This is a genomic window from Arthrobacter sp. B0490 (genome assembly GCF_002929355.1).
In the GTDB taxonomy this organism is placed as follows: domain Bacteria; phylum Actinomycetota; class Actinomycetes; order Actinomycetales; family Micrococcaceae; genus Arthrobacter_D.
Window position 1 is genome coordinate 275,280 of sequence record NZ_PJIR01000004.1, and the last position, 25,722, is coordinate 301,001.

At 72.1% G+C, this 25,722-nt stretch carries 20 protein-coding genes; 11 read left to right on the forward strand and 9 right to left on the reverse strand.

Annotation, left to right across the window (positions count from 1 at the left end):
- Positions 1 to 72 precede the first annotated feature (72 nt).
- Positions 73 to 675 carry a YdeI family protein gene (locus CXQ97_RS09320; RefSeq protein WP_104180627.1) on the forward strand — a complete coding sequence of 201 codons (603 nt, stop codon included), beginning with the start codon at positions 73 to 75 and terminating at the stop codon, positions 673 to 675.
- A 96-nt stretch (positions 676 to 771) separates the two neighbouring features.
- On the opposite strand, the gene CXQ97_RS09325 is transcribed toward CXQ97_RS09320, so the two are convergent.
- Both CXQ97_RS09325 and CXQ97_RS09330 read right to left on the reverse strand, forming a co-directional pair.
- Positions 772 to 2,004 (reverse strand): trans-acting enoyl reductase family protein, encoded by a 1,233-nt coding sequence (locus CXQ97_RS09325; RefSeq protein ID WP_104180581.1) that lies wholly within the window; start codon positions 2,002 to 2,004, stop codon positions 772 to 774.
- Between the two features lie 53 nt (positions 2,005 to 2,057).
- Positions 2,058 to 3,122, reverse strand: coding sequence for a glycoside hydrolase family 76 protein (locus CXQ97_RS09330; protein ID WP_104180582.1), 1,065 nt, complete (start codon positions 3,120 to 3,122; stop codon positions 2,058 to 2,060).
- 145 nt (positions 3,123 to 3,267) lie between these two features.
- Here CXQ97_RS09330 and CXQ97_RS09335 point away from each other — a divergent pair, with 145 nt between their 5' ends.
- The 4 genes from CXQ97_RS09335 (at position 3,268) to CXQ97_RS19820 (ending at position 8,889) form a co-directional block, all read left to right on the forward strand.
- Entirely contained in the window at positions 3,268 to 4,053 is a 786-nt protein-coding gene (locus tag CXQ97_RS09335; protein ID WP_104180583.1) for an SDR family NAD(P)-dependent oxidoreductase, read from the forward strand.
- Between the two features lie 39 nt (positions 4,054 to 4,092).
- A complete protein-coding gene (locus CXQ97_RS09340) occupies positions 4,093 to 5,256 on the forward strand; it encodes an acyl-CoA dehydrogenase family protein (RefSeq protein WP_104180584.1) in 1,164 nt (387 codons plus the stop codon).
- Positions 5,257 to 5,529: 273 nt separating this feature from the next.
- Positions 5,530 to 8,370 (forward strand): phosphoenolpyruvate carboxylase, encoded by a 2,841-nt coding sequence (gene ppc / locus CXQ97_RS09345; RefSeq protein WP_258062447.1) that lies wholly within the window; start codon positions 5,530 to 5,532, stop codon positions 8,368 to 8,370.
- Between the two features lie 393 nt (positions 8,371 to 8,763).
- Positions 8,764 to 8,889, forward strand: coding sequence for a zinc-binding dehydrogenase (locus CXQ97_RS19820; protein WP_181035028.1), 126 nt, complete (start codon positions 8,764 to 8,766; stop codon positions 8,887 to 8,889).
- A gap of 88 nt (positions 8,890 to 8,977) precedes the next feature.
- On the opposite strand, the gene CXQ97_RS09355 is transcribed toward CXQ97_RS19820, so the two are convergent.
- The 5 genes from CXQ97_RS09355 to CXQ97_RS09375 all read right to left on the reverse strand — a co-directional run bounded on the left by CXQ97_RS09355 (position 8,978) and on the right by CXQ97_RS09375 (position 17,744).
- The gene (locus tag CXQ97_RS09355; protein WP_104180585.1) at positions 8,978 to 10,348 is read right to left on the reverse strand and encodes a tryptophan-rich sensory protein; all 1,371 of its coding nucleotides are present in this window, start codon (positions 10,346 to 10,348) and stop codon (positions 8,978 to 8,980) included.
- Positions 10,311 to 10,946: a DedA family protein gene (locus CXQ97_RS09360; protein WP_258062448.1), complete on the reverse strand. Its 636-nt coding sequence runs from the start codon at positions 10,944 to 10,946 to the stop codon at positions 10,311 to 10,313. The genes CXQ97_RS09355 and CXQ97_RS09360 overlap by 38 nt, the downstream gene beginning before the upstream one ends.
- A gap of 62 nt (positions 10,947 to 11,008) precedes the next feature.
- A complete protein-coding gene (locus CXQ97_RS09365; RefSeq protein WP_104180630.1) occupies positions 11,009 to 11,917 on the reverse strand; it encodes an RluA family pseudouridine synthase in 909 nt (302 codons plus the stop codon).
- 39 nt (positions 11,918 to 11,956) lie between these two features.
- Complete coding sequence (locus CXQ97_RS09370) at positions 11,957 to 12,775, reverse strand: DNA-formamidopyrimidine glycosylase family protein (RefSeq protein ID WP_104180586.1); 819 nt, start codon at positions 12,773 to 12,775, stop codon at positions 11,957 to 11,959.
- Positions 12,768 to 17,744: a DEAD/DEAH box helicase gene (locus CXQ97_RS09375; protein WP_104180587.1), complete on the reverse strand. Its 4,977-nt coding sequence runs from the start codon at positions 17,742 to 17,744 to the stop codon at positions 12,768 to 12,770. Before CXQ97_RS09375 ends, CXQ97_RS09370 begins: the two co-directional genes overlap by 8 nt.
- A gap of 127 nt (positions 17,745 to 17,871) precedes the next feature.
- Here CXQ97_RS09375 and CXQ97_RS09380 point away from each other — a divergent pair, with 127 nt between their 5' ends.
- Positions 17,872 to 18,447, forward strand: coding sequence for a hypothetical protein (locus CXQ97_RS09380; RefSeq protein ID WP_146069613.1), 576 nt, complete (start codon positions 17,872 to 17,874; stop codon positions 18,445 to 18,447).
- A 34-nt stretch (positions 18,448 to 18,481) separates the two neighbouring features.
- On the opposite strand, the gene CXQ97_RS09385 is transcribed toward CXQ97_RS09380, so the two are convergent.
- Positions 18,482 to 19,240 (reverse strand): DUF4232 domain-containing protein, encoded by a 759-nt coding sequence (locus tag CXQ97_RS09385; RefSeq protein WP_146069614.1) that lies wholly within the window; start codon positions 19,238 to 19,240, stop codon positions 18,482 to 18,484.
- A gap of 97 nt (positions 19,241 to 19,337) precedes the next feature.
- Positions 19,338 to 19,793: a 23S rRNA (pseudouridine(1915)-N(3))-methyltransferase RlmH gene (locus tag CXQ97_RS09390; RefSeq protein ID WP_181035029.1), complete on the reverse strand. Its 456-nt coding sequence runs from the start codon at positions 19,791 to 19,793 to the stop codon at positions 19,338 to 19,340.
- Positions 19,794 to 20,025: 232 nt separating this feature from the next.
- Between CXQ97_RS09390 and CXQ97_RS09395 the strand changes: the two genes are divergently transcribed.
- The 5 genes from CXQ97_RS09395 to CXQ97_RS09415 are packed head-to-tail and all read left to right on the forward strand — an operon-like array spanning position 20,026 to position 25,714.
- Positions 20,026 to 21,489: a bifunctional cytidylyltransferase/SDR family oxidoreductase gene (locus CXQ97_RS09395; protein ID WP_258062449.1), complete on the forward strand. Its 1,464-nt coding sequence runs from the start codon at positions 20,026 to 20,028 to the stop codon at positions 21,487 to 21,489.
- Positions 21,486 to 23,018: a bifunctional 2-polyprenyl-6-hydroxyphenol methylase/3-demethylubiquinol 3-O-methyltransferase UbiG gene (locus tag CXQ97_RS19485; RefSeq protein WP_146069615.1), complete on the forward strand. Its 1,533-nt coding sequence runs from the start codon at positions 21,486 to 21,488 to the stop codon at positions 23,016 to 23,018. Before CXQ97_RS09395 ends, CXQ97_RS19485 begins: the two co-directional genes overlap by 4 nt.
- On the forward strand, positions 23,015 to 23,254 hold the full coding sequence (locus tag CXQ97_RS09405; protein WP_104180590.1) for a hypothetical protein: 240 nt from the start codon (positions 23,015 to 23,017) through the stop codon (positions 23,252 to 23,254). Before CXQ97_RS19485 ends, CXQ97_RS09405 begins: the two co-directional genes overlap by 4 nt.
- Positions 23,251 to 24,588, forward strand: a complete 1,338-nt coding sequence (locus CXQ97_RS09410; RefSeq protein WP_104180591.1) for a family 1 glycosylhydrolase — start codon at positions 23,251 to 23,253, stop codon at positions 24,586 to 24,588. The genes CXQ97_RS09405 and CXQ97_RS09410 overlap by 4 nt, the downstream gene beginning before the upstream one ends.
- The gene (locus CXQ97_RS09415) at positions 24,578 to 25,714 is read left to right on the forward strand and encodes a glycosyltransferase (protein WP_104180592.1); all 1,137 of its coding nucleotides are present in this window, start codon (positions 24,578 to 24,580) and stop codon (positions 25,712 to 25,714) included. The genes CXQ97_RS09410 and CXQ97_RS09415 overlap by 11 nt, the downstream gene beginning before the upstream one ends.
- Positions 25,715 to 25,722: the final 8 nt, after the last annotated feature.

A 25,722-nucleotide genomic window follows, 5' to 3' on the forward strand; every position in this document is an offset into this window, starting at 1 on the left:
GGGTCCGTCAGATCCGTCAAGGATGCCAGCAATCCGGTAGGCAGTCGGGAAGGGGCGTCCTAGGGTATGAGCATGAAGGCCGAACTCCCCGAACTCCTGCTGCCCGACGCGGCGGCCTGGCGGCGCTGGCTGGAGGAGAACCACGAGTCCTCGCCCGGCGTCTGGCTGATCGAGCACAAGAAGGGCGGCACGACGACGGGGCTCACCTACGCGCAGGCCCTCGACGAGGCGCTCTGCTTCGGCTGGATCGACGGCCAGGCGAAGTCCCGCGACGAGGGCAGCTACCTGCAGCGCTTCACGCCGCGCGGGCCGCGGAGCATCTGGTCGGTCCGCAACCGGACCTATGTGGACAGGCTTCGCGCCGAGGGCCGGATGCGTGACGCCGGGGAGCGGGCGGTCGCCGCGGCCCAGGCGGACGGCCGATGGGAGCGGGCCTACGCCGGCCCCGCGACAGCCGAGATGCCGCCCGACCTCCTGGCCGCGATCGAGGCCGACGACGCCGCGCTCGCCACGTACCGCACGCTGTCGTCCCAGAACCGGTACGCCATGATCTTCCGCCTGTCCCAGCTGAAGACCGACGCGGCGAAGGAGCGGAACATCGTGAAGTTCGTCGCGATGCTGTCCCGAGGAGAGACCTTCTACCCGCAGGGGAAGGGCCCGGCGAAGAGCGACTAGAGCCGTCCCGACCCGTCCCGACCCGTGCTGTCCGGACCCGTCCCGACCCGTCCAGACCCGTGCTGTCCGGACGTCGCCGCCGGCCCCGAGGGCTGGTCAGTCGAGCCGGGTCACCTCGTAGGTGTGCCCGGCGGCACGGAGCCGCTGCACGAGCACCATCCCGAGCGCGGTGGCGGGCGTCAACGATCCGCTCACGGACGGCAGCCGGTCACCGTCCAGTGCCAGGGCCAGCGCCGTCTCACCCGCCATGACGGCGGTGGCGGCGTAGCCCGGATCGCCGGGGCCGGCAGCGATCGCCTGGTAGCGGTGCCCGCCCTCGGTACGGGCGGTGACCTGGGAGCGGAACCAGCCCCTGCTCCGCGTGGCGGCACTCGGACCCGTCCCGGGTGCCGGGAGCACGCGGTCGAGCAGACGCCGGGTCGCCGGCAGCGCCATGGCACCGCCGAAGGCCCGGAGTCCGATGGCGGTCGCCCCGGCGACGACCGCCCCCGCCGGTCCGCGGGCCACCCCCATCACCTCGCCGTACCGCAGGGACCGGCCGTAGGCCCAGCCCTGCAGCGCGTTGCTGCGGCGCACGATCCGCGTGTTGGCCGCGGCCATGACGAAGGGCGCCGTCCAGGTGCCGTCGTCCGAGCGGCTCACCGGACCCGCGTCCGCCGGCTGCGGTGTCGCCGGCTCGCCGGTGCGGTCCGGGCTGAGCGCGTAGGGATCGACGGCGAGCGACCGCAGGGCGGCACTCGAACGCATCCCGTCGAGCTGCCCGCGCATCGACTCGAGGGTGCCTCCGCTGATGCCGCCCTTGGCCGTGGCGACCAGCTGGACCTCGGTCAGGGCACCGGCGCCGTCTGCCTCCGCTGCCTGGTGGAGCAGGAGTACCGCGAGGTCGGACGGCACGGAGTCGTACCCGCACGCGTGGACGATCCTGGCACCGCTCGACCGGGCCGGGAGGTCGCAGCGGTCGATCGCCTCGCGGACGAAGGACACCTCGCCCGTCAGGTCGCCGTAGTGGGTGCCCGCCCGCGCGCAGGCCTCGACGACGGGCAGTCCGTACTTCGCGTACGGACCGACGGTGGTGAAGAGCACCCTCGTGCTCCCGGCCAGGGCGGCGATCGAGGCCGCGTCCTCCGAGTCGGCCTCGATGAGGGGCCACTGGTGCGCAGCGGCCGGCAACCGCGACCGGACCGCCTCGAGCCTGGCCGCCGACCGGCCCGCGAGCCCGATGCGCAGGCCGGCCGGGGCGTGCGCCGCGAGGTAGGCGGCGATCAGTTCGCCGACGAAGCCCGTCGCTCCGTAGAGAACGAGGTCATGATCGCGGGGCAGGTTCTCCATGCGAGCAGTCTGTCATCCCGGGCGGTCGGGCTGCCGGGGACCGCGGGGGAGCTTCATCCGAGGCCGGTTCGCGTTCCCCGTGCACGGGCCCTGCCCGCGGCCTCCAGGATCATCCAAGCCTGGAGCTGCGAGGACAGGCTGACGGGCCCGTCCTGCCGCGGCGGGAACACGAGTGTCGTGGCTCCCGGCGTCCCGTTCGACGGCGGCCCGTCGACCGTCGTCCGGCCCGCCCAGAGTCGCTCCGCCGTCGCTTCCAGGAGGGATCGGGCGGTCGCTGCGGCCCGCGCGTCGATCCCCGGCGTGAGGACGGCGAGGGACAGGTACCGTGCGAGGATCCCGGTGAACAGGCCGGCGTCGCCCCCGGAGGCGAGGGGCAGCACGCCGTCGTCGTCGGCCAGGCGGTCCGCGATCGCGTGGACGAGGGCCGATGCCCGCTCGAGGTTTCCCTCCCCGCCCGTCGCCACGAGCGCGCCGAGCACCGTGCCCTGGTTGTAGGTGTGGACGGTGCGCTCCACCGTCCCCTCTGCGCTGCCGTCGGCCTTCACGCCGTCGAGGTACAGCCCTGCGGCAGGGTCGTGCAGGCGTGCGTGCAGCCAGTCGAGGAGCTCCTGTGCGCGTGCCGGGTCCCCGGCGCGTGCGAAGAAGAGTGCGGCGGGAGCCGTGCTGGGGGTGTTCTTGTAGTCCCGCGTCGTGTTCCAGAAGACGCCGCCACCGAGGTCCGGCGTGTGGGCCGACTCCAGGGCTCGCCCGAGGACCCGGACGCGGCGCCGTGGCCGCTGTCGCCCCTCCATCGCGTCGAGGCGCTGGAGGGACAGGGCCAGCCAGGCCATGTCGTCGTAGTAGGCGTTGCGCCACCGGCCGCCGTTGCGCAGCCAGATACCCCGGGCGAGCTTCCGCGCCTCGGTCAGCGCACTGCCGTCGGGGTGGCGGAGGTGTTCGTCCAGGAGGCAGTCGAGGTAGTGCGCCTGCCACCAGTAGTGCCAGTGGCTCCTCCGGCTGCTCGGCGCCGGGTAGGCGATCGCACCGAGCCTCGTTCCGGGAAGGCGCAGGCTCCGGCGTGCGAAGAGGCGCCGGACGCTGTCCGCGGCCGGGGAGGCGGCGTCGTCGGGGATGGGCATATGACCACCCTAGTCACGCCCACTGCTCCAGGGATTGCGCAGGATGCGCAGTCCCACGCCCGCCGGGTGCGCAGTGGGCCACGTCACAGTACGCTGAGCAGCGGGACGGACCAACGGCGGTCCTTTCGCTGCGGAAGGATCAGGCATGGACATCAGGGGAGCGGTAGCGCTCGTCACCGGAGGCGCTTCGGGACTCGGTCTCGCCACCGCCTGCAGACTGTTCGACGACGGCGCGTCCGTGGTGCTCGTCGATCTCCCGCAGTCCGCCGGCGCGGACGCCGCGGCGGACCTCGACCCCTCCGGCAGCCGCGTGCGGTTCGTCGCCGCCGACGTCGCCGACCCGGCGCAGGTGCAGGCCGCCGTGGCCGTCGCCGCCGGGCTCGGGTCGCTGCGCATCGTGGTGAACTGTGCCGGGATCGCCACGCCCGGCAAGGTCCTCGGGCGGGACGGCGTCCTGCCGCTCGAGCAGTTCGCCCGCGTCATCAACGTCAACCTCGTGGGCACGTTCAACGTCATCAGGCTCGCCGCGGAAGCCATGGCGGCGACCGCCACGGTCACGGGCGTCGGCGGCTCGGACGAGCGCGGCGTCATCATCAACACCGCGTCCGTCGCTGCCTTCGACGGGCAGATCGGCCAGCCCGCGTACTCTGCGTCGAAGGGCGGCGTCGCGGCCATGACGCTCCCCATCGCCCGCGAACTCGCGCGGTCGCTGATCCGCGTGGTCACGATCGCCCCGGGCATCTTCGAGACGCCCATGATGGCCGGGCTGCCACAGGAGGCGCAGGACTCCCTCGGCGCCCAGGTGCCCCACCCCTCACGCCTCGGCAAGCCCGTCGAGTACGCGGCGCTCGCCGCGCACATCGTCGAGAACCAGATGCTCAACGGCGAGACGATCCGCCTCGACGGCGCCATCCGCATGGCGCCGAAGTAGAGCACGACCCGGTCTCAGCTCGATCGAAAGGACGGCTCGATGGAGAGCCAACTGCCCACCGCCGACTTCCTCGGCTTCGAATCCCTCCTCACGACGCACGAGCGGGAGAAACTGCAGGACGTCCGGGACTTCCTCGCGAAGGAGGTCTCGCCGCGCGCCGTGGAATGGTGGAACCGCGCCGAATTCCCCCACGAGCTCCTGCCGAAGCTCGCCGGGCTGAACCTCAGCACCCCCGTGCAGCAGGGCTACAGCCACCTGTTCAGCGGGATGGTGATCGCCGAGCTGACCCGGGCCGACACGTCGATCGCGACGTTCTTCATGGTCCACCACGACCTCTTCGTCGAGGCCCTCCACACCTTCGGCAGCGAGGACCAGAAGGCACGCCTGCTGCAGGACGCCATGGACCTGAGGATCACGGGCGCCTTCGCGCTCACGGAGCCCCTCCACGGCTCCGACGTCGCCGGCGGCATGACGACCACGGCCACGCGCGACGGCGACACCTGGATCCTCGACGGCGAGAAGCGGTGGATCGGCAACGGGACCTTCTGCGACTACATGCTCCTGTGGGCTCGGGACACCGACACCGGGGGAGTGCGTGGATTCATCCTCGATGCCACCCTGCCCGGCGTGACCCGCACCGCCATCGGGAACAAGATCGCGCTGCGCACGGTGCAGAATGCCGACATCGTCCTCACCGGGGTGCGCGTCGCCGAGGCCGACCGCTTCGCCGGCATCAAGTCCTTCGAGGACACCCGGCAGCTCCTGCTCGGCTCCCGGATCCTCGTGGGCTGGCAGGCCGTCGGCCAGCAGCTGGCCGCCTTCGACGTCGCCCGGCAGTACGCCGTGGAGCGCCACCAGTTCGGCAGGCCGATCGCCGGCTTCCAGCTCGTCCAGGACCAGCTCGTCACCATGATGGGCAACACGACGGCGAGCCTGGCCGTGATGGCGCGGGTCGCCCAGCTGCAGGAGCAGGGCACCTCCGGCATGCCCCAGGCCGCCTTCGCGAAGTCCTTCACGACGGGGCGCATGCGCGAGACGGTCGCCCTGGGCAGGGGCATCCTGGGCGGGAACGGGATCGTGACGGACTACGGGATGGCGAAGATCTTCGCGGATGCCGAGGCCGTCTACACCTACGAGGGGTCGTACGAGATCAACAGCCTCATCGTGGGCCGCGCCCTGACGGGTATCTCCGCCTTCGCCTGATCCGGTGTCCCCGGGCCGGCGGGTCGTCGTCGTTCATGCTTCTCGTGCCACCCACCGCGTGTCGGGCGCCGACGCGCCGCATTCTGGTCGGTCTGTCGATGAAACCCGGGAACGACGGCGGCCCCCGGTACGGGCGGGTGTCCGACGGGGTGGACCGTTCACATGACGGGCGGGGTGAGGCGCACGCCACGTTACTGGGTAGGATCCCAACAGCAATCCGTCGTATCCAGTGCCGCATACGCCCCGTTTTCCATGCCCTGAAAGCAGGCCGTTGTGACAGTGCCCCTCGAAGTGTCCCCCCTGCACGCCGACCCGTTCGGCGGCGCCGCGGACGACATCAGTTCCGACCTCCGCGCCGACGTGCGCCGCGTGAGCACGCTGCTCGGCGAATCGCTCGTCCGGCAGCACGGCCAGGAGCTGCTCGATCTCGTCGAGCGCGTCCGCCGGCTGACCAAGCAGTCCAAGGAGTCCGGCAGCGGAGCCGACGCCGAGGAGCGGGCAGCCCTCACCGAGCAGGTGCGGGAGCTGCTCGCCGCCCTCCCTGTCGACAGGGCCACCGAGCTCGTGCGGGCCTTCGCCGCCTACTTCCATTTGGCGAACGCCGCCGAGCAGGTGCACCGCGTGCGGGGGCTGCGGTCGCGGTCGGAGGAGGACGGCTGGCTCGCCCGGACGGTGTCCCGCATCGCGGTCGACGCCGGCCCCGAGGCGCTCACGGACGTCGTCCGGGCGCTCGACGTCCGCCCCGTGTTCACCGCGCACCCCACCGAGGCCTCGCGCCGCTCCGTGCTGGACAAGCTGCGGCGGCTCTCCGACATCCTCGCGGACACGACGGCGGAGGGCTCACAGCAGCGGCGCCGCCAGGACCGGAGGCTCGCCGAGGTCATCGACCTGATCTGGCAGACGGACGAGCTGCGCCAGGTACGGCCCACGCCCATCGACGAGGCCCGCAACGCCATCTACTACCTCGGCGACATCCTCACCACCGCCCTGCCCGAGCTCCTCGAGGACCTCTCGGACCTCCTGGCCGAGCACGGCGTGGCCCTGCCGGCGGAGGGCGCACCGCTGAGATTCGGGTCCTGGATCGGCGGGGACCGCGACGGCAATCCGAACGTCACCGCGGCCGTCACCCGCGAGATCCTGCAGATCCAGAACCAGCAGGCCGTCCGGATCGCCATCCACTTCGTCGACCGCCTGATCTCGTCGCTGTCCTCGTCGACGGCGATCGTCGCGGCGTCGGAGGAGCTGACGGCGTCCATCGAACGGGACCTCGCGAGCCTGCCCCGCCTCGACAAGCGGATCCTCGAACTCAACGCCCAGGAGCCCTACCGGCTCAAGCTCACGTGCGTGAAGGCGAAGCTGCTCAACACGGCGTCCCGCGTGCAGAACCAGATGGCCCACGAGCCCGGCCGCGACTACAGCACCACCGCCCAGGTGCTGGCGGACCTCCGGCTCGTCGGGGACTCCCTGCGGCAACACGCGGCGGGCCTCGCGGCGGACGGTGCCCTCGCCACGGCCTCGCGCGTGATCTCCTCCTTCGGGCTGCACCTCGCGACGCTCGACGTCCGGGAGCACGCGGACATGCACCACGACGTCATCGCCCAGCTGGCCGACCGGCTCGGCGAGCTGCACGTGCCCTACCTCGAACTGGCCCGCGAGGACCGCCTCCGGGTGCTGTCCCGCGAGCTCGCGTCGCGGCGTCCGCTCGCCACGATCAACCCGCCGCTCGACGACGGCGCGCGGCGCACGTTCGACGTCTTCCGCGAGATCGCCTCGGCCCTGGAGACCTACGGCCCCGACGTCGTCGAGACCTACATCGTGTCCATGACCCGCGGGGCGGACGACGTCCTCGCCCCCGTGGTGCTGGCGCGCGAGGCCGGACTGGTCGACGTCGTCGGCGACGGTTCCGGCGGCCCGGAGTCCGGGGCATTCGCGAAGATCGGTTTCGCGCCGCTCCTCGAGACGGTGGACGAACTCCGCGTCTCCGCCGAGATCGTGGACACCCTCCTCTCCGACCCGACGTACCGCGAGGTGGTGCGGCTGCGCGGGGACCTCCAGGAGGTCATGCTCGGGTACTCCGACTCCAACAAGGAGTCCGGCGTGCTCACGAGCCTGTGGGAGATCCACAAGACCCAGCGCCGCCTGCGCGACGTCGCCGCGAAGCACGGCGTCCGCCTCCGCCTCTTCCACGGCCGCGGCGGGTCGGTGGGTCGCGGTGGCGGCCCCACGTACGACGCCATCCTCGCCCAGCCCAACGGGGTCCTCGAGGGCGAGATCAAGTTCACCGAGCAGGGTGAGGTCATCAGCGACAAGTACTCGCTGCCGGCCCTCGCCCGCGAGAACCTCGAGCTCTCGCTCGCCGCCGTCATGCAGGGGTCCGCGCTGCACCGGACGCCCCGCACGTCCGACGACGACCGCGGGCGGTGGGCCGAGGTCATGGAGACGGTGTCAGACGCCGCCTTCGCCCGGTACCGCTCCCTGATCGACCACGAGGACCTGCCCGCGTACTTCCTCGCGTCGACACCGGTCGAGCAGCTCGGGTCCCTCAACATCGGCTCCCGCCCGTCGAAACGCCCCGACTCCGGAAGCGGGCTCGGCGGGCTCCGGGCGATCCCGTGGGTCTTCGGGTGGACGCAGTCACGGCAGATCGTCCCGGGCTGGTTCGGCGTCGGGTCCGGCCTGCGGGCCGCACGGGAGGCGGGCCACGGTGGGCTGCTCGCGGAGATGCTCGACCGCTGGCACTTCTTCCGCACCGTCGTCTCGAACGTCGAGATGACGCTCGCCAAGACCGACCTCGACATCGCCGCACACTACGTCGAGGCCCTGGTGCCCGACGAGCTGCAGCACCTCTTCGGGGTGATCCGCGAGGAGTACGAGCTGACCCTCGCCGAGATCCGCCGGCTCACCGGCGAGCACGAACTGCTCGACAACCAGCCCGTGCTCAAGCGGTCCCTGGCGGTGCGTGACCAGTACCTCGACCCGATCTCCTACCTCCAGGTCGAACTGCTGCGCCGGGTGCGCGCCGGGTCCGACGGCGGGCAGCCCGACGAGCAGATCCAGCGCGCGATGCTGATCACGATCAACGGCGTCGCTGCGGGGATGCGCAACACCGGCTGAACGGCGTTCCGCCCGACGCCCTCCCCTCCGCGCGCGGACGGAATAGCTGCAGGTCGGTGCCGGTTGCCGCCTCCGGAAGCAGACCGGCACCGGCCGGACCAGCGTCGAGGAGGAGCACCAGGCAGTGTTCTACGAGCAGTACGGCGATCCCGACGTCCTGCAGTACGGCGAGCAGCCCGATCCGAAGGTGGGGTAGGACTCCGTGCTCGTCGACGTGCGGGCACTCGCCCGGAAGCCCCGCAACGTGTCGTGGGCCGAGGCCGCGACGATACCGCCGGCAGGCCTCACCGCGTACCAGTCGCTCCGCGCGGTCCGCGTGGGCGAGGGCGATACCGTCCTCGTGCACAACGGCGCGGGCGGCGTGGATACCTATGCGATCCAGGTCGCGACGGCGTGGGGAGCCCGAAGCCGGTTCTCGCGGAGACCTTCCCGCTCGAGCGCGCCGCCGACGCGTTCCGGAGCAGCATCGAGGGCCACGTGCGCGGGAAGATCGCCGTCACCGCGGGGGACGAGGGCTGACCCGCCGGGCGACCACCCGGCCGGGTCCGGCCGTGGGACACAGCCCGCGCGGGACGACCCCGGCCGGGCCCGGCCGGGGTCGGCGCCTCTAGTAGCGCGATTCCTCGTAGTCGTCCCCGGTGAGGTCGAGCGGCTCCCGTTCGGCGTCCTCCTGGGCGCGCAGCCAGCGCCGGTAGGCGTGATCCACCCGGTGCCGGCGTGAACCGGCCGTGATGAGCAGCAGGAAGATCGCGAGGGCGGCCACGAACGCGACGTTCACCGCGAACGGCTGCCCGAGCACACGCTCGACGGCGATCCACAGCAGACCCCACGACGTGGCCGCGGCGACGGAGAGGCGTCCGCGGTCCGTGGAGCAGATCACGGCGGCGGTCATCAGGACCGCGATGATGCCGAGGACGGCCCACGCCCTGCCGCCCCAGCCGAACAGGTCCACGCCACCGCCGGTGAGCACCGCGGCGGCGTTCGCCGCCGCCGCCACGAGCACCCAGCCGAGGTAGAGGCCGATCGGGACGTCCACGAGCGCGCCCTCGAGCCGTGTCCGGTCATGGTGGTCGTTCATCGCGCTGACGGCCGCAAGCAGGGCGAAGAAGAGCAGCATGATCACGACGAGGCTCAGGGCTGCCAGTCCCGCCTGGGCGCTGAGGATCCAGGCGAGGTTCAGGAGCATCGACGCGGCGACGATCCAGCCCAGGCGCCGCTGGCGTGCGCTCCGGCGCTGCGACGGCAGCCACTGGAACACCGTGAAGGCCACGAGCCCGGCATAGATGACACTCCAGATGGAGAAGGCCGACGACGACGGCGCGAGCAGCGTCGCATCCGGAGCGAACAGGCCGCCCGCGGCATCCCTGATCGACGGTCCGCCGAATGCTCCGACTCCCGCCGCGGAGCCCAGGACGCACGCCACGGCGGAGACGGTGACGACGGCCTGCCGCACGATGTCCGGATCCCAGGTCCCCACGTGGCGTACCGCGACACTGCTGCCGCGACGGGCGGCCCGATAGGTGGCATCCGCAGCGACCCTCGCCTTCCCCGCTGCGATGCGGAGCCTGTCCGCGGAGGCCGGTCCGGCGCCCTCGAGGCCCGAGCCGAGGCCCGAGCCGTCCCCCGAGCCATTGCCCGAGCCGCTGCCTGTGCCGTTGCCCGGGCGGGTGCCTCGGGATTCCGTCGCGGCGCCGGCCGTCCCCGTCGCCGGGGGGACCCATCGGCCGGCCCGGCCAGGTGCAGGTCCCGGCCCGCCCGACGCCGACTCCCGTCGGGGCACCGGGTCCGCGGGTCGGGGCTGCATCCCCGCCGGTTCGTCGTCCCGCACGGCCGCTGCACGCGGCTGCGCCGCCCGGAGGCGTTCGAGGACGCTCCTCGTGTCGGAGGGCGGCTCGGCAGCAGGACTCTGGCGGGCGATCCTCGGCGGCCGGACCGGCTTGTCAGGAAGCCTGGGTCCCGGGGTCTTCGGGGTGCTCATGCGCTTTGGGGGCCTTCCGGTGTTTCTTCACGGCGATGGTTGCCGCCGTGATGGCTCCCACCAGCGTACCGACCGCCATCCCGAGCAGGGCGCTGATGCCCGCGGGTAGTCCGGTGGACGCGCCTGCGACGAAGCCGAGGCCCATCAGCCACGCGGTCCACAGCACCCCGCCGCCCGCCGCGGCGAGCATGAACGGCCGGAAGGGGAGCTCGGCGATCCCCGCGGCGGCCACGCTCGCGGTCCGCCCGCCGGGCAGGAAGCGGACCGCGACGACGGCGGCGTAGGTGGGCGAGGTCCCGGCCTTCTCGATGGCGTTGCGCAGGCCGCGGTGGATGGAGCGGCCCCACCGGAAGCGGTCGAGGAAGTGGGTGAGCCGGCGCCGGAACAGCAGGAAGATCGCGATGTCGCCGAGCCAGCTCCCGGCGAACGCCGTGAGGACGGCGAAGGGGAGCAGGAACCTGCTGTCGGAGGACATGGTGCCGGCGCCGATCACGAGGAGTTCCGAGGGCACCACGGGAAGGACGACGTCGACGAAGACGACGGCGAACATGACGAGGAGATAGAGCGGTGCTGGGATGTCCGTACCGGGCAGGTCCACCCTGCAAATCTACAGTCCGGGCGGAAGCCCCGACCGTCGGCGGCCCGCGGATCCGCGGAGGTTCAGGCGAATCCCCGCAGGGCGAGGCCGGACTCGAACCGCCGGTCGGCGCCCGTGATCGGGTCGCGGAAGGCGATGCTGTGCGCGAGGAGCTGCAGCGGGCGGGTGTAGTCGTCCGGAGCCTGCGGGAGCAGGACCGGGTAGAACGGGTCGTCGACGATGCCGAGCCCGAGCGACGCCATGTGCAGCCTCAACTGGTGCGTCTTGCCGGTGTGGGGCTGCAGCCGGTACAGTCCCCGGTCCCCGCGCTGCTCGAGCAGGCTGACCGTGGTGTGCGTGTTCGCGGGCCCTTCCACCTCCTGCGCCAGGAGGTAGGTGCGGGACTTCACGATCCGGCTCCGGACGTCGAGCGGCTCGGTGTCCAGGTGCAGTTCGGGCCGCACGGGCGCCACCGCGCGGTACTCCTTGCTGATGCGCCGGTTCTCGAAGAGTAGCTGGTACGCGCCCCGGGTCCCGGGTTCGACGGAGAACATGAGGATGCCCGCCGTCATGCGGTCGAGGCGGTGCATGGGGATGAGGTCCGGGAGGCCGAGCTCCACCCGCAGCCGGACCAGCGCGGACTCCGCGACGTACATGCCGCCGGGGGTGGTGGGCAGGAAGTGCGGCTTGTCGACGACGAGTAGGTGCTCGTCCCGGTGCAGCACGGTCAGCTCGACCGGGAGCCGCTCCTCGATCGGGAGTTCCCGGTAGTACCAGACGAAGGTGTGCTCGCCCAGCGGCGTAGACCGCGTGAGGACCTCGCCGCCGAGCGCGACCACCTCGCCGCGGTCGAACCGACGGCCGATGCCGTCGGGGTCCACGTGGTCGAACCGGTCGAGGATGTAGTCGAGCGCCGTCTCCCAGGGCCCCTCCGAGGGCAGCCTGAGCCGCGTCGCGTTGACCCCGTTCCGCACGGGCAGGGGTGAGCGCATCGCCATCACCGCATCACCCGCCCGTCACCGTCCACCTGGTCAGGGTAGTGCCGCTCCGGCCGGCGTTCCCAATCGCGGCTGGCAGTGCGGGCAGTAGTAGAGTTCCCGCAGTTCGGTGTCCCGGTCCCCGAGCTGCTCGAGGGCCACGGGTGTCCCGCACCGCAGGCAGCCCCGCCGCGACCGTCCGTACACCCAGAGCGTGTTGCCGCGCAGCTGCCCGGTGGTGGCCCGGGTGCTGCGTGCCTTGTTCGCCTCGAGGAGCTTCTTCGACAGTTCGACCATGCGCGGCAGGTTCGGCACCTCTCCGGTCGGCGTGAGCGGGTGGACGCCGGCCAGGAAGCACAGTTCGCACCGGTAGACGTTGCCGATCCCGGCGAGGTTCCGCTGGTCCAGCAGGGCCAGGCCGATGGGCCGCTCGGGCTGGTCGAGCAGCCGGCGCAGCGCCTCGTCCGGATCCCAGTCGGGCCCGAGCAGGTCGGGTCCGAGGAACCCGACGGCCTCTTCCTCCTCGGCGCGCGCGATCACGCGGAGCAGCCCGAGTTCGAACCCGACGACGACGGCGTCCTCGGTCTCCAGGATGCACCGGGCCTTGAAGGCGGGCCGGCGCCATTTCTCCCCGCGGGCGTAGACGTGCCAGAGGCCCTCCATCTTGAGGTGCGAGTGGATGTCCCAGCCGTCGTCGCCCCCGCCGCGGATGAGCAGGTGCTTGCCGCGGGCGACGGCCTCCTGCACGGTGTCACCGGTGAAGTCCACGGTGGCGAAGCGGGGCACGCGGATGTCGCACCGCGTGAGGACCTTCCCCGCGAGGGCGCGGTGCAGCTCGCGGGCGGCCCGCCAGACGGTATCCCCCTCAGGCACGGATCCTCAGCCCCTTCGGCGTGGAGTGGAAGCCTGCGTCGGCGAGGGCACGGCCGATGTCGGTGTCCAGGATCTCCCCGCCGTTCACCTTCTCGAGGGCCATCTTGTCCGCGGCCCCCCGGCGGATGATGGTGACCAGGGCCAGGGCGGCCGCGCGCAGCACCGAGGCGTCCTCGGTGAAAGTGAGCAGGGTCTTCCCGCCGCGCTCCACGTAGAGGGCGAGCGCGCCGTCGACCAGCACCACGAGGGCGCCCGCCTTCCGCCCGGCGCGGTGCCCGCCGTCAGCCTGTGGCCAGCTCAGTGCGGCGCCGTAGGGGTTGGCGGGATCGGTGGCCGCGAGCGCGACGGCCTTCAGGGGAGGGGCCTCGCCGCCGAGGACGTCCTGCGCGGTGGGCAGCTGGTTGTCCGCGCTGAACGTGCGCAGGCGGTCCACCGTGGCGGGGACGGCGAACTGGGCCGCGCCGAGGTGCTCGATGAAGTAGCCGCGCCGGCACCGGCCCATCTCCTCCAGGCGTGCCAGCACCTTGTACATGAGGCCGAAGCCTCCGGGGATGCCCTCCTGGCCGACGGCGCCGCGCGTGACCACCCCGTACCGGTCCAGCAGCAGTTCCGCCGTGGCATGGGCGTGCAGCGTCGTCTCCGCCTCCACGCCGGGCAGCATGTTCCACCGGCCGCCCGCCAGGGGAGGGGTGGGCCGCTGGTAGCTGCCGCCGTCGTCCGTGGCCGCGGCCAGGCGCATCGAGGCCCCGGTGAGGGACTTGCCCGGTGCCCGGCCGAGCCGTCCCGCCCGTGACGTCCGGGCGCGCGCCGGGACCGGCTTCTGCTTGTGGGCCGTCTTGCCATGGGCCAGGAGTGCGCGCACCGGCGTGAAGGTGTCGTTGCTGATCCGCCCCGCCCAGACCAGGTCCCACAGCGCGGTCACGACGGCGGTGTCCGTGATGGCCTCCTGCACGTCGAGCAGGTTGGTGAGCTGCCGCAGGAAGAAGCCGCCACCCCCTGCGAGCAGGTCGAGCAGCGCCGTGTGCAGGGTGTTCGGCTCGAAGGCGGGATCGGGCCGCAGCGTCAGCGGGGCGTTCTCCGCGAGGTGCAGGGCGATCCAGCCGTCGTTGCCGGCGAGGGATCCCGCTCCGGACCACAGCACCTCGCCGGTCGCCGTCAGCTCGTCGAGCATGGCGGGCGCGTAGTTCGCCACGCGCTGCGCCAGGATGAGCGGCTCCCAGGCCGAGGCGGGGATCGGCACGCCCGAGAGCTGGTCGATGACCGTGATCACGCCGTCGAGTCCGCGCAGGCTGGAGCCGATGTGCTGCCAGGTGGGCAGGAACCTGCCGTAGGCGGCCGGGTCCACAGGCTCCACCTCCTGGCGGAGGGCGGCGAGCGAGCGGCGGCGCAGGCGGCGGAGCACCTCGGCGTCGCACCACTCGCTCGCGGCGGGTGGGTGCACGGTGATGGTGCCGGGGGCGGCACCCGATGCCGCCGAGATGTCGAGGAGCGGCACCGACTCCGTGGGACGGAACTCGCCCTCCACCACACGCCCGGCGCCGGCGAGGCGCTGCAGGGACCCGGCGACGACGGCGACACCGAGTCCCAGGCGGGCCGCAGCCTCGGCGGCGGTGAACGGACCGTGCGTGCGGGCGTAGCGGCCCACGAGGTCGCCGAGCGGGTCGGTGACCGGTTCGATGAACGCCAGCGGGATGCCCATGGGCAGCGGGACGCCGAGGGCGTCACGCAGGCGTGCGGCGTCCTCGACGGCGGAGATCCGCTCGACACCGGCGATGTGCACGGTCAGCGCCCGGTTCGTCCTCACCAGGGCGGCGACGTGCCGGGCCACGACCTCGACCGACGCCCGGCCGGGCGCGGGGGCCGGGGCAGCGGCCATCAGCATCTCGTCCGAGGGGTCCTCGTCCGAAGGGTCCTCGTCGGCGGACGCGACGTCAGGAGACGCGATGCCGGCGGACGGGTCGTCGGGGACGGATGCGAGGGCGGGCCGGTCGTCCGCCGGGGCCTCGAGCCGCTCGGCGATCTCCTCCACGGTGAGCGGTCCGAGCAGGCGCAGCAGGTCCGCGACGCCCTCGAGGCCCCGCGCCAGGCGGTCCGGCCGGAGGCGCTGCAGTTCGAGTTCCGTCTCGGCGATGACCCGCGCATCGAGCAGTTCCCGCAGTTCCGCCCGGCCGAGCAGTTCGTTGAGGAGCGTGGGGTCGAGCGAGAGCGCTGCGGCCCGGCGCTCGGCCAGGGGGGAGTCGCCCTCGTAGAGGAAGGACGCCACGTAGCCGAACAGCATGGACCGCGCGAAGGGCGAGGGCTGCTGCGTGGTGACCTCGACGATGCGCAGCTCCCGGCGCTCGATCGAGGCGGCGAGCTCCTTCAGCGCTGGCAGGTCGTAGACGTCCTGCAGGCATTCGCGCACGGTCTCGAGGACGATCGGGAACGTCGGGTACTTCTTGGCGACGTCGAGCAGCTGCGCCGACCGCTGCCGCTGCTGCCACAGCGGCGAGCGCTTGCCCGGGTTCTGCCGCGGCAGCAGGAGGGCACGGGCGGCGCACTCCCGGAACCGGGAGGCGAACAGCGCCGATCCACCCACCTCGGCGGTGACGATGTCGTCGAGCTCCTCGGGGTCGAACAGGAAGAGATCGGCGCCGGGCGGTTCGTCCTCCATGAGCGGTACCCGCAGCACGATGCCGTCGTCGGAAGCCATCGCGGCGCCGTCCATGCCGTACCGCTGCTCCAGGCGGGCCCCGACGGCGAGCGCCCAGGGCGCGTGCACGGGCATGCCGAAGGGACTGTGCAGCACCACGCGCCAGTCGCCGAGCTCGTCGTGGAACCGCTCGACGACGAGCGTGCGGTCGCTGGGGACCACCTCGGTGGCCTCGCGCTGCTCCGTCAGGTAGGTGATGAGGTTGCCGGACGCCCACGCGTCGAGGCCGATCCTCTCGCATCGCTCCTGCGCCTTCTCCGGCGTGGACCCCGACATCTCCCGGTTGAAGGCGCCGAGGGCGCGGCCGAGCTCCACGGGCCGCCCGAGGGAGTCGCCCTTCCAGAAGGGGAGCTTGCCGGGCTGCCCGAAGGCGGGGGAGACGAGCACACGGTCGTGCGTGATCTCCTCGATCCGCCAGCTGGTGGCCCCGAGCGCGAAGACGTCGCCCACGCGCGACTCGTACACCATCTCCTCGTCGAGCTCGCCGACGCGGCGCCCACCCGCGCGCGGCCCCTCGCCCTCGGATCCGACGAGGAACACCCCGAAGAGTCCGCGGTCGGGGATGGTGCCGCCGGACGTGACGGCCAGGCGCTGCGCCCCGGGCCGGCCCGTGATGGTGCCTTCCACCCGGTCCCAGATGATGCGCGGGCGCAGTTCGGCGAACTCGTCGGACGGGTACAGGCCGGCGAGGAGGTCGAGCGTCGCGTCGAAGGCGGACCGCGGCAGGGTGGCGAACGGCGCGGACGCCCGGACGACGTCGAACCACTCCTCGACGTCGATGGTGCCGAGCGCCGCGGCCGCGACCGTCTGCTGCGCCAGGATGTCCAGCGGGTTGGTGGGGATGTAGAGGGGTTCGATCTGCCCGGCGAGCATGCGCTCCACGGTGACCGTCGTGTTGATGAGGTCCCCCCGGTGCTTGGGGAACAGGACGCCCTGCGAGACCTCACCCACCTGGTGCCCGGCGCGGCCCACGCGCTGCAGGCCGCTCGCCACCGAGTGCGGGGACTCGACCTGCACCACGAGGTCCACCGCGCCCATGTCGATGCCGAGCTCGAGCGAACTGGTCGCCACCACGCAGCGCAGGCGTCCCGACTTGAGGTCGTCCTCGATCAGTGCGCGCTGGTCCTTCGACACCGAGCCGTGGTGGGCCCGGGCGAGGAGCGGCTCGGCGCCGTTGCTCTGCCCCGCCTGGGCCATCATCTGGGCAGGGGTCGCCGTGGTGTGCGCGAAGGACGGCACGGCGGTGGGTTCGACGGCGGCCGGGTCGCCGCCCGCGGCCCAGACGGCGTCGCGCTCGCGGCGTTCCGCGTGGATCTCGTTGAGCCGTGCGGTCAGGCGTTCGGCGAGCCGCCGCGAGTTCGCGAACACGATCGTGGCACGGTTCTGCTCGATCAGGTCGACGATCTTCTCCTCGACGTGCGGCCAGATGCTCGCCTGCGGCACGGCGTCGCCGTCGTCGTCGGTGTTGGCTGCCGCCCCGCCGAGCTCCGTCATGTCCTCCACGGGCACGGTGACGGTGAGGTCCCACTGCTTCTTCGACGGCGGCGCGACGATCTCCACGGGCGCGTTGCCGGACAGGAAGCGGGCGACGGTCTCCTTGGGCTCCACCGTGGCGGAAAGACCGATGCGCTGCACGGGCTTGTCGAGGAGGGCGTCGAGGCGGGCCAGGGACACCGCGAGGTGCGCGCCGCGCTTGGTACCCGCGACGGCGTGGACCTCGTCGATGATGACGGTGTCCACCTCCATCAGGGTCTCGCGCGCCTTCGAGGTCAGCATGAGGAACAGCGACTCGGGCGTGGTGATGAGGATGTCCGGCGGCCGCGTGAGCATCGCGCGCCGCTCGGCCTGCGGGGTGTCGCCGGACCGGACGCCGACGGTGATGCTGGGCGCGGGCAGACCGAGGCGCTTGGCCGTCTGCGTGATCCCGATGAGAGGCGCCCGCAGGTTCCGCTCGACGTCGACGCCGAGGGCTTTCAAGGGGGAGATGTAGAGCACGCGGGTGCTGCGCTTCGGTTTCGCCGGGGCCTTCCGGCCCCTGGCCGGCGCGGGAGCGTCGGGTTCGGGATCACCGCCGCCTTCGCCCGAGGCGATCAGCCTGTCCAGGGCCCAGAGGAAGGCCGCGAGCGTCTTGCCCGAGCCGGTGGGTGCGACGACGAGGGCGTTCGACCCCGCGGAGATGGCGGCCCAGGCGCCCTCCTGGGCAGGCGTGGGCTCGGAGAAGGCCCCGGCGAACCACTCGTGCGTGGCCGGGGTGAACCTCGTCAGTACCTGCGTCACCTCTTCATCATGCCCCAGCGCACCGACACTCGGAGGAGGCCGCCGCACCGGACGCCTGCCCCCGCGACGGGCCGTCCGGGAGTAGGTTTCAGGGAGGGCTGCGCCGCGCGCCCGGGGAGGAGCGGTCGTGGCAGCCGCACCGGTGACAGTGGATCCCCCGCGAGGGCACGTGTCCCACAACTGGCTACCCGTGGCGGGCGTCGGGTCGCTCTTCCTCGGCGGCGGGGCGGCGGGGCTCGTCTTCGACGGCGACACGGGCCGCATGGCCGTCTACTTCATCGCGGGCACGCTCGTCCTCATCGTGCTGACCACGCCGTGGCTCGTCCGCCACCCGCCTGCGATGAACGCCACGGCGGGCTCCTACCTGGTGCTCGGCGTCGCCGTCGAACTCGGGGCGCTCCTGGGTGGGGCCGTGGAGGCCTTCCGGGGGCTCGGTGCGTGGGTGGTGCTCGGGATCGGCCTCGCGGTGTACGGCCACCTCGAGCGGGGCCGCGTCCTGGTCACCGCGGGGGCGGGGGCCGCGCTGCTGGGCGTCACGGCCATCGCCGCCGACCGGCCGTGGCTGACCCTGGTGCTCGCGCCGGCGACAGCCGCCCTGCTCGTGTTCGCCGCCTGGCGGCTCCGGCTGCTGGAGTCGCGCCCGGCGGCCCGGGCAGCAGGCACCCCCAGCCGTGGGGCCGGGTCGCCGGGCACAGCCGCCTGATCAGGCGGCCTGCCGGATCCGCTCCGACGGGCCGTTAGGACGCGGGCTGCAGCGTCCCCACGGTCATCAGCACCACGGAGGCCGCGGAGCAGGCCGGGATCTCCTGCGGCAGGACGAGCGAGTCGGTGGCTCCGGGCGGGTACACGCGCAGCCCGACAGCCGGGACGAGGAGGCACTCCGGCCCGTAGTTCTGCGCGTTCGTCTGCCGCAGGGTCGTGGTCGTCGAGGCTCCCGGAGCGAGGGACACGAGGGTCGACGCCGAGCCGTCGCGGTCCGCGGGTGCCCCGATCTGGGCTCCGGCCACGTCCACGTAGGACACCCCCGGGAAGCCGTCCACCGTGCACTCCTGGCCTGAGGCGTTCGTCAGCACGAGCGTGCGGTAGATGCTGCCCGCGGCGCCGCCGCCGGGCTGCTCCTGGATGCTCCCGGTCAGCTGCGCTGCCGTGCAGGTGCCGACCGCGGCGGGCGGCGCGGGCGGGGCGGTGGGCGAGGGCGCGTCCGCCGTCGGAGCCGCCGACGCCGAGGGCGATGCGGAAGCGGATGGAGCTGCCGACGGAGCTGCCGACGGAGCTGCCGTAGGCGACGCCGAAGCGGACGGAGCTGCCGACGCCGACGCCGATGCGGACGGGGCGTCCGACGGCGCCTCGCTCGTGGTGGCGGCCGATGGCGCCGCGGACGACGGTGCGGCCCCTCCGGCGTCCGTCCCGGACGACGTGCAGCCGCTCACGGCCAGTAGTGTTCCGGCGGCCGCAGCGGCCATGGTCCAACGCTTGCTCCCCAGCAGACTAGTCATGCCCTCACCCTACGTCCGGGATCCCGGAGCGCCAGTAGGCGGACACGGCCGTACCGTGATCGTTACCTGCGCCGGATCGCCCTGTGCCCGAACGGCACTACGCGTGGTGGTACGCGCGGCCGCCGGCGATCTCCTGGGCGCGGTAGACCTGCTCGGCGAGGATGAGGCGTACGAGCTGGTGGGGGAAGACCAGCGGAGAGAGGGACCAGACGAAGTCGGCGCGCTGGTGCACCTGGTCGTCCACGCCGTAGGCGCCGCCGATGATCACGGTGACGCTGCGCGATGCCTCGAGCGGTCCCAGGAGGGTTCGGGAGAGCGTGGGCGAATCGATGGCCCGTCCGCGTTCGTCGAGGAGGATCACGTAGTCGGTGCCGAGCCGGGCCAGCAGCCGCTCGGACTCCTCCCTGCGGGCGGCATCGTGCTCGCGCGCCGAGTGGTTGATGAGCTGCCACGACAGGTCGAACGGCTTCTTGAGGCGCTTCGCGTAGCGCTCGATGCCGTCGGACACCCAGCCCTCGTGCTTGCGGCCCATAGCGAGCACCCGGATTGCCATGGCCTCAGATTATCGTCCAGCGGCAGCGGCGGGGGCCGGGAGAACGGTACGAGAAGGCCCGGCGAGACCCGGGAGCGGCCCCACCGAGGTGAACGCCGGACGAACACGAGGCAAAGAACAAGCGCCTGCACAAGGATTTCGCCGGCCCGAGTTTTCCCGCCCGGCCCCGGGAACCATCAGTACGCTGACGGAATCCCCCCGCAGATCCACGAATCGTACGAAGGAGGCGGCAATGTCGACCATCACCGACCGAATGGACGCACCGGGCACAGCGGGCCATGAGGCACGCCCCCGACGACGAACCGTCGGCGTCATCCTCGCCGGAGGCGTCGGTACGCGGATGGGCCTCGAGATCCCCAAGCAGCTCGTCCCCGTGGCGGGCCGCACGAGCCTCGAGCACACCGTCGACATCTTCCAGCAGTGCCCCTTCATCGACGAGATCATCGTGATGATGGATCCCGGGTCCATGGACCGCGCCGAGCGTCTCGTGACGAGGGACCGTTTCCCCAAGCTCTCGGCGCTGCTGCCCGGCGGGCGCGACCGCAACGAGACCTCGTACCTCGCCCTGCGCGAGATCGCGACCCCGGGCTCCAAGGTGGTCTTCCACGACGCCGTCCGCCCGCTCGTGGATCCGGCCATCATCCGGGCGTGCGTCGATGCCCTGGACACCTACGACGCCGTCGACACCGGCATCCCCTCCGCGGACACCATCATCGAGGTGGACGAGCACGACATCATCCGTGCCGTCCCGCCGCGGGCGTCCCTCCGCCGCGGCCAGACGCCGCAGGCCTTCCGGTGGGACACCCTGATGGAGGCCTACGGGCACGCGCATGCCGACCCGGACTTCGCCGCGACGGACGACTGCTCGGTGGTCCTGAAGTACAGCCCGGGCGTCCCGATCATCGTGGTGCCCGGCCATGAGGCCAACATCAAGATCACGCACCCCATCGACATCCACCTGGCCGACAAGCTGTTCCAGCTCAAGCACCAGCACTCCGACCCGGTGCCGTTCGCCGTGTCCTCGCTCCGCGGCGCCGTCGTCGTCGTGTTCGGCGGCAGTTCCGGCATCGGCGGCGAACTCGGACGGCAGCTCGAGGACGAGGGCGCGCACGTCGTCTCCCACAGCAGGACGGGCAGCGGCACCTTCGTGGAGGACCGTGATTCCGTCTCGCGCGCCCTGGCCGGCGCAGCAGCCGAATACGGGCGGATCGACCATGTGGTGCTCACCGCGGGCGTCCTGACCATCGGCGACCTCGTGGGCCTCAGCGACGAGCAGCTCCAGCACGACGTCGGCGTCAACCTCATGGCCGCGTTCGTCGTCGCGCAGGAGTCCCACTCCTACCTGGCGTCCTCCCGGGGCTCGCTGCTGCTGTTTTCGTCCAGCTCCTACACGCGCGGCCGCGCCCAATACACGGTGTACTCGGCCACGAAGGCGGCGCTCGTCAACCTGACCCAGGCGCTCGCCGACGAGTGGAGCAGCGACGCCATCCGGGTCAACTGCATCAGCCCGAGCCGCACGGCGACGCCCATGCGCGAGAAGGCGTTCGGCCGCGAGGACGAGACCACCCTCGTGCAGGCCGGGGACGTCGCCCGCGTCTGCGCCTCGGTCCTCGCCTCCGACATCACGGGGCAGGTGTTCGACGTCCGACTGCTGCGCGTCGATCCGCTGCCCACCCAGTTCGAAAGCGTCCGGTGAGGGCGGCGCCCCTCACAGCCGACGCGCAGCGGCTGGTGATCCCCGACGCCCGCATCCCCTCGGGCGACGCCTTCTCCGTGCTCCTCGGCGGACGGCGTATCTGGACCGTCCGTGCGCCGGAACCGGGTGACGACGGCGCTCTCACCCTGCCGTGGCCGCCCTCCCTCGCCGAGCGCCTCACGGGCCGGGCCCGGCTCGCGGTGGAGCACGCGGGCCGTGAGGTCGCCGCGGCGACCGTGGCCTTCGACGAGAATCCGTCCGACTTCGGCCTCAACGAGCCCGGCACCGGGATCCCGCAGGTCGTCAACAAGTGGGGGCGCATCGCCCGGTCCTTCGAGGGCCGGGACGCCGTGCTGATCGAACAGGTCCTCGACGAGGCCGAGCGCCTCATCGAGGTGCTGCACCGGACCCTCGGTATCGATCTGTTCGTCACGGGCGGCACGCTCCTCGGACCCGTCCGCAACGGGCGCATCCTCCCGCACGACGACGACGCCGACCTCGCCTACCTCAGCACCGCCACCAACCCGTCCGACGTCGTCCTCGAGAGCTTCCGCATCGAGCGGACGCTCGCGGAGCAGGGGTACGAGGCGGTGCGGCACTCGAGCGGCCACCTCCAGCTGCTGTTCCCCGGGGGCACGGTGACCGACCGTTTCTACCTCGACATCTTCACCTACTTCACGTGCGACGGCTGGTTCTACGGGACCTTCCATGCCCGCGAGCCGGTGGAGTCGGTCACCGTCCACCCGCTGAAGCCGCTGCCCGTGAACGGCCGGCTGCTGCCGGGCCCCGCCGAGCCCGCGCAGCTGCTCGCCGCGATCTACGGCCCGTCCTGGGAGGTGCCCGACCCCGCGTTCGCCTTCCTGACGCCGCCCGCCGCGCTCCGCCGCTACTACTGGTGGCTCAACCACTTCGACATCGACCGCGAGAACTGGGAGGACCACCACCGCGCCGAGATCGAGGCAGGCCCTGGCCGGGAGCCGTCGGGCCTCGCCGTCACCGCCGCGGAGCAGCTGCCGCCGTCGTCGACCGTGCTGGACCTCGGGTGCGGCCTCGGCACGGACGCCCGCTATCTGGCCGACCGTGGCCACCGGGTCCTCGCCGTCGACTACAGCCGGCCGGCGCTCGCCTGGGCGAAGGAGCACTTCGCGCACGACGGCACCGTGACCTTCGAACGCGCGAACCTGACCATGGTCCGTCACGCGCTGCACCTGCGGAAACGGTGCGCGGAGCTCGACTCGACGGTGCACGTCCACGCCAACCACCTCTTCAACGCGCTCACCCCGCTCGGCTGGGACACCACGCTGACGCTGGTCAAGTATCTGCTGGCGGCTCCCGGGAGCACCGCGTTCCTCGAGGTCGGGGTGGCCGGCACGGAGGGGGCCGGGAGCTGGGTCGAATACCGGCCCGTGGACTGGACGAGGTTCCAGGAGCAGCTGCGCCGGTACTCGCTGAGTGCCGAGGAGCAGGACGACGACGGAGCAGGTACGGCGACAAGCCGGCGTGTGCTCGTGAGGAGGGAGAGGGCATGACAGACACGACCCGGACCACGGCCCAGGACGTCGGGATGCCGTTCGCGGGACCGGAAGGGCTTGCGGAGCAGCTCCTGGTGCTCCGCACCGAGGTGGAGCAGCTGCGGGCGGACGTCGTCCGGCTCGACGGCGACCTCGACGAATCGCGCCGGCTGAACCTGCGCGCGGCCGAGCTGCTCGACATCGTCTACCAGGAACTCGGCGCTCGCCGCACCCCGTCGGAGGACGCGCCGTGAGCCGCCGGGACGTGGGACCGCCGCTGCAGATCATCGGGGGCTTCGAGAGCACCTTCATGCCCGCGCACGACCGGGACATCTTCGAGACCACGGAGCACGACACCCGCTGGCGCGAGGACCTCGACCTGCTCTCGAGGTCGGGCATCACCCGCCTGCGCTACCCCGTCCGATGGCACCGCATCGAGGAGGCCGAGGGGGTCTTCGACTGGTCCGCCACGGACGAGGTGCTCGGCTACCTGCACGAGCACGGCTTCCGCCCGATCATCGACCTCGTGCACCACACGAGCTACCCCCGCTGGCTGACCGACGGCTTCGCCGACACCCGCTTCGGCGGGGTGTACCTCCGCTACGCGGAGGCCTTCGCCCGCCGCTACCCGTGGGTGGAGGAGTACACGCTCTTCAACGAGCCGTTCGCGACGCTGTTCCTGTGCGGCCACGAGGCCATCTGGCCGCCGTACCACTCCGGGCTGCAGGGGTTCGTGGACCTCCTCGTCAACGTGCTCCCGGCCGTCGTCGAGGCCGGCAACCTCTTCCGCGAGCTGCTGCCGGACGCCCGGCACGTCTGGGTGGACACCTGCGAGTTCCACACGGGCTCCGACGAATCCGGGCAGCGGTACGCGGACATGGCCAACGACCGCCGCTTCCTCGCCCTCGATGCGTTCCTGGGCCGGGGCTACGACGTCGACAGCCAGCTCGGACGCGACCTCGCCCCCGTGGGCGGCGAGCGACTGCTCGCCCTGCCCGCCGGGACCATCGACGTGCTGGGCCTGGACTACTACGCGCACTGCCAGTGGAACTTCTCGCTGGAGGGAGGAACGGCGCCCACCCCCACGCCGTTGCCGCTGGCCGACCAGATCGAGCAGTACTGGGAGCGCTACGCACTGCCGTGCATGCTCACCGAGACCAACGTCCGCGGCCGCACGTCGGACCGGGCCACCTGGCTCAAGTACGTGCTCGAGCAGTGCGAGGAGGCCCAGGCACGCGGCGTCGTCCTCGAGGGCGTGTGCTGGTTCCCGGTCGTCGACTCCACGGACTGGAACTCGCTGCTCTTCCGCTGCGAGGGCCACGTCGACCCGGTCGGCGTGTACTGGCTCGACGAGGACCTCGAGCGGCGGGACTCGGTGATGTCGACGTCGTACGCGCTCGCAGCCGGGGGAGTGCGCTCCGTCGAGCTCCCCGCCTACCTCCTCGGTGAACCCGTGGCCACGTGGCTGCAGGGCTACCGGCAGCAGATGTCCCACTGGGACTGGCAACAGCCTCCCGAGACCGATCTCGGCTTCCGACTCCCCCGGACGACAACACGAATGGAATTGAGGATCGTCGATGCAAAGTGAACTCATCGTCTTGTCCCACCTGCGGTGGGAATGGGTCTGGCAGCGGCCTCAGCAGCTCGTCTCCCGCCTGAACCGGTCGCCGGGACGCAGGACCTGGTTCGTCGAGGAACCCCTCACCCCGCCGGACGTCGAACTGACGGAGAACCGGCTGGGGACCACGGACATCGACGGCCTGACGCGCGTCTACCTGGAGATCCCGGAGCAGGGCCGGCACGTGGGCTTCTTCGACGAGGTCATGCCCGACTACGTGGCGCAGCTGCCCCGGCTCCTGGGCCCGCCCACGGGCGACCGCGTCGTATGGATCTACACGCCCCTGGTGCTGGAGGCCGCACTCGCCCTCGAACCGACCACGCTCGTGTTCGACGTCATGGACGACCTCGCGGCGTTCAGGAACGCGGCCCCCGAGCTGCTCGTGCGGCAGCGCCAGGCGCTGAAGAGGGCCGACGTCGTCTTCGCCGGCGGCCGCTCGCTGCACCGTTCGGTCGTCAGACAGGGCCGGGAGGACGCCCACCTGGTGCCCAGCGGCGTGTCCGTCGAGCACTACGCGGCAGCCGCCCGGGCAGCGGATCCCGACCGCACCAAGCCGGTCGCCGGCTACGTCGGAGTGCTGGACGAGCGGCTCGACCTCGACCTCGTCGCGGGCCTCGCCGAGCGCCTGCCCGAGTGGGAGATCCGGATGATCGGCCCCGTCTGCAAGATCGAGGAAACGGACCTCCCGCAGGCATCCAACATCACCTACTACGGCCAGCAGGACTACGAGGACCTGCCGGGGCACATGTCCGAGTTCGACGTCGCCCTCATGCCGTTCGCCCTCAACGAGGCCACGAAATCCATCAGTCCCACCAAGACGCTCGAATACCTGGCGTCCCGGCTGCCGGTGGTCTCCACGCGCGTGCCCGACGTCGTCGCGGACTTCCCCGGCGTCGTCGACCTGCAGGACGACGCCGACGGCTTCGCCGCCGCCTGCGAGGCGCTGAGGGGCCGGGCCGGCGAATCGCCGTCCCCCGAGCTGCGCAAGCTGCTCAGGCGCCACGACTGGGACAGGATCGCCGAGCTCATGGACAAGGCCGTGTTCGACCGGGAACCGTCGGAACCCGTGCACGCCGCGGCCGAGGCGACCGCCTAGCGCCCATG

Excerpts from the sequence above, each read along its gene's own strand:
- CXQ97_RS09325 (WP_104180581.1), bottom strand. The coding sequence starts at position 2,004 with ATGGAGAACCTGCCCCGCGATCATGACCTCGTTCTCTACGGAGCGACG.
- CXQ97_RS09355 (WP_104180585.1), bottom strand. The coding sequence starts at position 10,348 with ATGAGCACCCCGAAGACCCCGGGACCCAGGCTTCCTGACAAGCCGGTC.
- CXQ97_RS09335 (WP_104180583.1), top strand. The coding sequence starts at position 3,268 with ATGGACATCAGGGGAGCGGTAGCGCTCGTCACCGGAGGCGCTTCGGGA.
- CXQ97_RS09415 (WP_104180592.1), top strand. The coding sequence starts at position 24,578 with ATGCAAAGTGAACTCATCGTCTTGTCCCACCTGCGGTGGGAATGGGTC.
- CXQ97_RS09365 (WP_104180630.1), bottom strand. The coding sequence starts at position 11,917 with ATGCGCTCACCCCTGCCCGTGCGGAACGGGGTCAACGCGACGCGGCTC.
- CXQ97_RS09385 (WP_146069614.1), bottom strand. The coding sequence starts at position 19,240 with ATGACTAGTCTGCTGGGGAGCAAGCGTTGGACCATGGCCGCTGCGGCC.
- CXQ97_RS09320 (WP_104180627.1), top strand. The coding sequence starts at position 73 with ATGAAGGCCGAACTCCCCGAACTCCTGCTGCCCGACGCGGCGGCCTGG.
- CXQ97_RS09340 (WP_104180584.1), top strand. The coding sequence starts at position 4,093 with ATGGAGAGCCAACTGCCCACCGCCGACTTCCTCGGCTTCGAATCCCTC.
- CXQ97_RS09390 (WP_181035029.1), bottom strand. The coding sequence starts at position 19,793 with ATGGCAATCCGGGTGCTCGCTATGGGCCGCAAGCACGAGGGCTGGGTG.
- CXQ97_RS09395 (WP_258062449.1), top strand. The coding sequence starts at position 20,026 with ATGTCGACCATCACCGACCGAATGGACGCACCGGGCACAGCGGGCCAT.
- CXQ97_RS09330 (WP_104180582.1), bottom strand. The coding sequence starts at position 3,122 with ATGCCCATCCCCGACGACGCCGCCTCCCCGGCCGCGGACAGCGTCCGG.
- CXQ97_RS09405 (WP_104180590.1), top strand. The coding sequence starts at position 23,015 with ATGACAGACACGACCCGGACCACGGCCCAGGACGTCGGGATGCCGTTC.